A 7,093-nucleotide genomic window follows, 5' to 3' on the forward strand; every position below is an offset into this window, starting at 1 on the left:
TCCTGTCATCCTTCCATTAAGAGCATTTCTGGATCATGAAGCAAGGCTTTCAATTCATTTAAGATGTTTTGAGCCAAGGCCCCGTCGATTAACCGGTGGTCATAACTCAATGATAACTTCAACATACGGCCAATCACGATTTGATCATCTTCATTGACGTATGGTGCTTTTTCAATCCGGCCAACCCCTAAAATCGCAACTTCAGGTTGATTGATAACTGGCGTGAACCAGCCCCCACCGATCGACCCAACATTACTAATCGTAATCGATCCACCGGCCATTGAAGCTGGTGATAACTTGTTGTCGTAAGCCGCTTGACTGTTTTCAGAGATTTCCTTCGCAATCTGGAACATCCCTTTAGAGTCGGCGTTCTTGATGTTTGGCACGTACAGGCCGTGTTCCGTGTTCGTGGCAATCCCAATGTTGTAGTAATGCTTCGTGACGATCTCTTGCGTGGTGTCATCAATCGAGGCATTTAACTCTGGGAAGTCCTTCATAACGGCAACCAGTGCCTTCACGATGTATGGCAAGAAGGTTAAGTGAATGTCGCGGTCTGCGGCAGCTTGCTTGTACTTCTTCCGGTTAGCCATCAGCTTGGAAACTTCAACTTCATCAAACGACGTGACATGTGGTGCGATGTCTTTAGAAGCCCGCATGCTCTTGGCAATGATCTTCCGCATTGGGGACATTGGTTCGCGCGTCTCCAACTCTGGACGATCGGCGTTCCAAGGCTTGATAGCCTGGCCCGTGGCCTTAGTCGCAGCTGGTGCAGAGGCAGCAGCCTTAGCAGGGGCAGCAGCTGGTGCAACGGCACCGTTAAAGTTATCGATGTCTGCCTTCAACACTTGCCCATGATTCCCGGTTGGGGCAACCTGAGTAATGTCGACGCCCTTGTCGCGAGCATACTGCCGAACTGAAGGCATCGCCATAACTAATTTATTAGGATCGGAAGCGGCTGGTACGCCTGTTGGCGCAGCGGCTACCGGTGCTGGACTCGCAGCCGGTGCTTCTGGTGCCGGTGCAGATTCTGCTGGCGCAGCATCCGCAGCGGGAGCGGCATCACCCTTACCTAAGTCAGGTGGGGTGTCAGACCCATCGTCAATCACGATGAGTGGGTCACCAATTTCAACGGTGTCCCCTTCCTGTGCGACGATCTGAGCAACCTTCCCGTCAACTGGGGATGGCAATTCTGAAACCGACTTATCGTTTTGGATTTCGACTAATGTGTCGTCTTCCTTAACGGTATCTCCTTCTTTAACAAGCCATGAAGAAATTTCGCCTTCAGCCATTCCTTCACCAAGCTCAGGGAGTTTGAACGTATAAGCCATGGGAAAACTTCCTTTCTTTCATTAGAATACGAATAATCCCACATTAATTTCTTTTTAAACGGGAATTTAATAGTTAAAGATTTCACGTGCTTTGGCTTCGACATCGTCCGCATTTGGAATCCAATCATTTTCGGCTTGAGCAAATGGGTAAACGCTATCTGGCGCCGCTACCCGGCCGATTGGAGCATCCAGAGACATAATCTTCTCTTCAGCAATGTCGGCGGCAACCGTCGCACCAACTCCGGCCATCCGTTGGGCTTCTTGAACAATAACCACCTTGTGGGTCTTGTCGATTGAAGCAAAGATGGTATCGGTATCAATTGGCGACAAGGAACGTAAGTCAATGACTTCAGCCGAGATATTATCCTTGGCCAATGCATCGGAAGCCTTTAAGGATTCGTTCACTTCGGCACTGTAGGCCACGATCGTGATGTCAGTTCCCTCACGAACAACCTTAGCGGAGTCTAACGGAACCGTGTACTTTTCATCGGGAACTTCTGCCTTCATTGACCGGTAGAGCTTCAAGTTTTCCATAAAGAGAACCGGATCGTCACTTTCAACGGCGGAGATAATCATCCCTTTAGCATCGTAAGGATTGGCAGGCGTCACCACCCGTAACCCTGGGGTACTCGTGAAGTAATTTTCCAAGTTATCAGCATGCATTTCGGCGGTATGCGTTCCCCCACCAAATGGGGTCCGCACCGTCACTGGGAAGTTCTTTTGTCCCCCGAAACGATAATGGTCACGAGCTAATTGGCCAACAATCCCATCCATAGCTTCGAACGTGAAGCCCATGAATTGAATTTCTGGAATTGGCCGCCAGCCAGTCAGTGATAACCCAATGGCCAATCCAAGAATCCCGGATTCGGCTAATGGGGTATCGAAGACCCGATCTTCACCATACTTATCTTGCAGGCCAACGGTAGTCCGGAAGACCCCACCGTTCTTACCCACGTCTTCACCAAAAATCAAAGTCTTTGGATCATCGCTCAAGACTTGATCCAAACCGGAAGTGATCGCTTTAATATACGTCATTTTAGCCATGATTACTTCGACTCCTTTGCTTCGAATTCTGCAATTTGCTTCTTAACCGCCGGCGTTGGCACGTTGTACGTCCACTTTAAGAAATCGGAGACCTTCTGTGCAGGTGCAGCTTCTGCTTCCTTCATTGCTTGTTTGAAGTCATCTTTATAGCTGGCAACTAATTTGTCTTCTTGGTCTTGTGACCAAACGCCCTTGTCGGTTAACACTTTCCGTAACCGAATCAATGGGTCGGCGTCGAACCAAGGCTTTTCTTCTTCTTTAGTCCGGTAACGCGAAGGATCATCCCCTGCTGAGGAGTGCGCACCGTAACGGTAAGTTAAGGTTTCAATCACAACGGGGCCATTGCCTGCAACGGCAAAGTCTCTGGCAGCCTTAGCCACTTCGTGAACCGCCACAATATCCATCCCGTCCACTTGAACGGAAGGAACACCCATGGCAACCGCTTTTTGAGCCAGCGTTTCCGCTGCGGTTTGTTTGTAACGAGGCACTGAGATTGCCCAACCATTGTTTTGAACAAAGAAGACTGCGGGTGCCTGGAAGGCACTGGCGAAGTTAACCCCTTCATACCAGTCCCCTTGAGAAGTCCCACCGTCACCGGTGTAAGCAAAGGCCACACGGTCTTCATCTTTGTTCTTCTTGATACCCAGAGCAACACCGGCGGTTTCAACGTATTGTGCCCCGATGATGATCTGAGGGAAGATCATATTTGGATTTGGATGTTGGCTTCCTTCAACATGACCCTTGGACCACAAGAATCCTTTAGCAACAGTAGTGCCGTGTTGGATCATTTGTGGTAAATCCCGGTAGGCAGGTAACAGAAAGTCTTGTTCTTTAAAGGCAGTTACACTACCCATCTCGCTGGCTTCTTCACCAGCGGTTGGCGCATAGAAGCCGAGGCGACCCTGACGAGAAAAGTTCATGGTTTGTTCGTGTAATGTCCGTTCCCAAACCATTTTCTTCATAAAGTCTACCAGTTGATCATCTGAATACTTCGCAAGGATCTCCGGATCAACCACCGTACCCTCCCGGTCAATGACTTGCACCGGGTGCTTATACGGATCGGCCATCGTAGCTTTGATTTTGGCAAAGTCTACAATCTGTTTGCTTCCATTAGCCATAAGTAACACTTTCCTTTCACTTGATATGAAATTGTTAACAAGAGTGAGCTAACTGTGCGTTTCCTGACTACAGTTATAAAGTACCATTTTTTCACACCTCTTGCAAGCCCTTTCATTCATGTGAATAAAGGGTTTGTGCTACTTTTCACATTGTGCTTGTGATCGTCTGTTTTCTCGATTTTTTAACTCGAGAAACCATTTTCTAACCGTTTCATTTTCGGTAGGTTGTATGTTAAAATACAAGGTAATTATGATTAAATTTCGGAGGTAATGCTCGTGTTTCTCATGAAAGATATTGTCAGAGACGGTGACCCCGTTCTACGTCAAGAAGCCGCAGACGTCGTGTTCCCTCTCTCTGAAGAAGACCAACAACTCGCCAAGGACCTCATGGAATACCTCGTGGTATCTCAAGATCCCGAACAATGTAAGAAGTACGGCTTACGGGCCGGTGTTGGGTTAGCTGCCCCTCAAGTTGGGGTTTCCAAGAAGATGGCCTCCGTGCTGGTACCGGCTGCCGAAGAAAATGGCAAGTCACCTTTCACGGACGTCATCATCAACCCCGTCATCGTGTCGGAATCCGTTCAACAGGGGGCTCTGACCGAGGGTGAAGGCTGTCTCTCCGTGGACAAAGACGTTCCTGGTTTCGTTCCCCGTCATGATCGCATCACACTGCGGTATTACGACGTGAACGGTGAAAAACATCAGGTCCGTTTGAAGAACTACCCTGCCATTGTTTGCCAACACGAGATTGACCATCTCCACGGCACGCTCTTCTACGATCACATTGACAAGGACCAACCATTCGGTCGCGATGAAGATACCATTATGATTGACTAAACGTAAAAGGCTCCAGGGATTTCACATCCTCGGAGCCTTTTTTGTGAGTTGTTTTACACAGCCGGATCATTTAATTTCTTTAAATCTTTTAAATATTCCACCGTAGATTCATTCATTAAATAGGCAACGTCTAAGTGCAAGTGATCTTCATATTCCCAAATATCACTCACGATGAATGCTGACCCCGTTCCCACCGACTTAATTTGATGATCGGCACTGTAACTGGCCAGCGCCACGTTCAAGGTTCGCTCTAATTCTGGCAAGCGGCGCTCGGTGTCCATGGCGGCGGGTAGACTGTACTCAAATGCCATGACCCCTCTGCCCCACACGTCGGCCACGGTTTCGGCCCGTTGAATCTGGGCCTCGTCCTCGCTGAGAACCTGATCATTAACCAGCCGCTGTAAGGCGGCCTTAACTGCCATATCGGTATCATCCTGAGCCGATCGCCGGACAATCCGGGTTGCACGTTGGACAATCATCCGGTGAATCATTTCGTAAACTACAATGGCAATGATAATCCCAATGATTATTTCTATTATTAATGCCATGGCGTCTCCTCCGTTCACTTCGCGTTAGCTTAATCATAGCATGTTTTTCGGTCTAGGGGTAATTCTATACAATCACCTGAAACTATGCTAAAATTGTGCTAATTGTTGTGTAAGCAACCCGCAGTTCGGAAGGACATAAATGATTCACTTCTCCAATGGTGAATTAAATTATTTTTTTAAAGGAGTTTTGTCAGTGATTTATAAAGTTTATTATCAAAACGATAAAAAACGGAATCCTAAGCGCGAGGAAACCCATTCTCTCTACCTGGAAGCGGACACCGAAGTTGAAGCCCGTGCCCAAGTTGAGGCCCATACAGACCATAACATCGAATTCATTGAAGCCATGGAAGGTAAGACCCTGGCTTACGAACAAGAGAATCCGAATTACAAATTAACGGAGTTCACTGAATGAACAAGTTAAACGTCAAAAATAACGAGACTGCTATCTTTGGCGTGGGTGGACTTGGTGAAATCGGGAAAAATACTTACGGTATTCAATTTCAGGATGAAATTATCCTGATCGATGCCGGAATCAAGTTTCCTGAAGACGAACTATTAGGGATCGATTATGTCATCCCCGATTATCAATACCTCGTTGAAAACCAAGCCAAGATCAAGGCGCTAGTGATCACCCACGGCCACGAAGACCATATTGGCGGTATCCCGTACCTACTCAAGGCCCTTAACGTTCCGGTTTATGCCGGTCCGTTGGCCTTAGCGTTGATTAAGAACAAGCTCGAAGAACACGGATTACTTAAATCGACTGAGTTACACACAATTGACGATGATACTGTGCTGAAGTTTCGGAAGATGAGTGTCACCTTCTTCCGAACCACCCACTCCATTCCCGATACCTTAGGGATTGCCGTGCACACTCCGGTCGGCACCATCGTGGAAACTGGGGACTATAAGTTCGATCTGACGCCCGTTACCAACCAGCCGCCTGATCTTCAAAAGATGGCCAAGTTGGGAGCCGACGGTGTTTTGTGCTTGATGTCTGATAGCACGAACGCCGAGCGTCCAATCTGGACTAAGTCTGAGAAATGGGTCGGCAAGTCAATCCGTAAGATCTTTGACCAAGTCGAAGGCCGAGTAATCTTTGCCACCTTCGCTTCAAATATCTCCCGGATTGAAACTGCCTGTGAAACTGCCCTAGCCCACGGTCGTAAGATCGCGGTCTTCGGTCGTTCCATGGAAGCGGCGATTGTTAACGGTCGTGAATTGGGCTACTTGAACATCCCTGACGAAGCGTTAGTCGATGCTAATGCCATTCGCTCCCTACCGGCCAACAAGGTCATGATTCTTTGTACCGGTTCTCAAGGTGAACCCATGGCGGCCCTTTCCCGGATCGCCAACGGAACCCACCGTCAGATTTCAATCCAACCCGGTGACACCGTCGTCTTCTCTAGTAATCCAATCCCTGGTAACACGATTTCCGTGAACCGGGTGATTAACGAACTGGAAGAAGCCGGCGCTAACGTCATCCATGGGAAGGTTAACAACATCCATACCTCTGGACATGGTGGTCAAGAAGAACAGAAGCTGATGCTCCGGCTGATGCAACCGAAATTCTTTATGCCAATTCATGGGGAATACCGGATGTTAAAGATTCACACCGAGTTAGCCGAACAGTGTGGCGTTCCACTTGATCACAGCTTCATCCTCCAAAATGGGGATGTCTTGGCTTTGACCAAGGATTCTGCCCGTGTTGCAGGCCACTTCAGTGCTGGTGACGTCTACATCGACGGTTCCGGAATCGGTGACATTGGCAACGTCGTCTTACGCGACCGTCAATTGCTTTCCGAAGAAGGACTTGTGGTAGTTGTCGCGACTATCGACCTGAAGAACCAAGAAATCAAGGCCGGTCCCGACCTTCTCTCACGTGGGTTCGTTTACATGCGTGAGTCCGGTGAGTTACTCAATGAAGGCCGTCGTCGGGTCTTCCAGACGATTCGCAGAGCCATGCGTAATCCGAAGGCAACCGAGGCTTCCATCCGTAACGCCGTCATTGATGACCTTCAAAACTTCCTCTTTGCGAAGACTGAACGTCACCCAATGATTTTACCCATGTTTATTATGACTAAGTAATCTAGGTTCTTTGTCAACTATTGTTGGTAAAATCCATATGAAGGTAGCTTGATCTGCTATAGTCCCCTTGAGGTTGACAGATGAAAAAGTATAATTCATCTGTCAACCTTGAGGGGATTTTATTATGCCT

The 7,093-nt window shown here is 48.2% G+C and carries 7 protein-coding genes; 3 read left to right on the forward strand and 4 right to left on the reverse strand.

Annotated elements, in window-relative coordinates:
* Positions 1–5 precede the first annotated feature (5 nt).
* From OCU14_RS09625 to pdhA, 3 genes are all read right to left on the reverse strand, one after another.
* Entirely contained in the window at positions 6–1,328 is a 1,323-nt protein-coding gene (locus OCU14_RS09625; protein ID WP_261810853.1) for a 2-oxo acid dehydrogenase subunit E2, read from the reverse strand.
* Between the two features lie 66 nt (positions 1,329–1,394).
* Positions 1,395–2,372, reverse strand: a complete 978-nt coding sequence (locus OCU14_RS09630) for an alpha-ketoacid dehydrogenase subunit beta (protein ID WP_261810854.1) — start codon at positions 2,370–2,372, stop codon at positions 1,395–1,397.
* A gap of 2 nt (positions 2,373–2,374) precedes the next feature.
* Complete coding sequence (gene pdhA / locus OCU14_RS09635) at positions 2,375–3,490, reverse strand: pyruvate dehydrogenase (acetyl-transferring) E1 component subunit alpha (protein ID WP_261810855.1); 1,116 nt, start codon at positions 3,488–3,490, stop codon at positions 2,375–2,377.
* 276 nt (positions 3,491–3,766) lie between these two features.
* Between pdhA and def the strand changes: the two genes are divergently transcribed.
* Positions 3,767–4,327: a peptide deformylase gene (gene def / locus OCU14_RS09640; RefSeq protein ID WP_261810856.1), complete on the forward strand. Its 561-nt coding sequence runs from the start codon at positions 3,767–3,769 to the stop codon at positions 4,325–4,327.
* A 53-nt stretch (positions 4,328–4,380) separates the two neighbouring features.
* Here def and OCU14_RS09645 read toward each other — a convergent pair whose 3' ends face one another.
* Complete coding sequence (locus tag OCU14_RS09645) at positions 4,381–4,875, reverse strand: hypothetical protein (RefSeq protein WP_261810857.1); 495 nt, start codon at positions 4,873–4,875, stop codon at positions 4,381–4,383.
* Positions 4,876–5,068: 193 nt separating this feature from the next.
* Between OCU14_RS09645 and OCU14_RS09650 the strand changes: the two genes are divergently transcribed.
* Both OCU14_RS09650 and rnjA read left to right on the forward strand, forming a co-directional pair.
* Positions 5,069–5,287: a DNA-directed RNA polymerase subunit epsilon gene (locus tag OCU14_RS09650; protein ID WP_057877594.1), complete on the forward strand. Its 219-nt coding sequence runs from the start codon at positions 5,069–5,071 to the stop codon at positions 5,285–5,287.
* Positions 5,284–6,963: a ribonuclease J1 gene (rnjA, locus tag OCU14_RS09655; protein ID WP_057877513.1), complete on the forward strand. Its 1,680-nt coding sequence runs from the start codon at positions 5,284–5,286 to the stop codon at positions 6,961–6,963. The genes OCU14_RS09650 and rnjA overlap by 4 nt, the downstream gene beginning before the upstream one ends.
* Positions 6,964–7,093 lie beyond the last annotated feature (130 nt).

The organism is Levilactobacillus humaensis (assembly GCF_024345185.1).
In the GTDB taxonomy this organism is placed as follows: Bacteria; Bacillota; Bacilli; order Lactobacillales; family Lactobacillaceae; genus Levilactobacillus; species Levilactobacillus humaensis.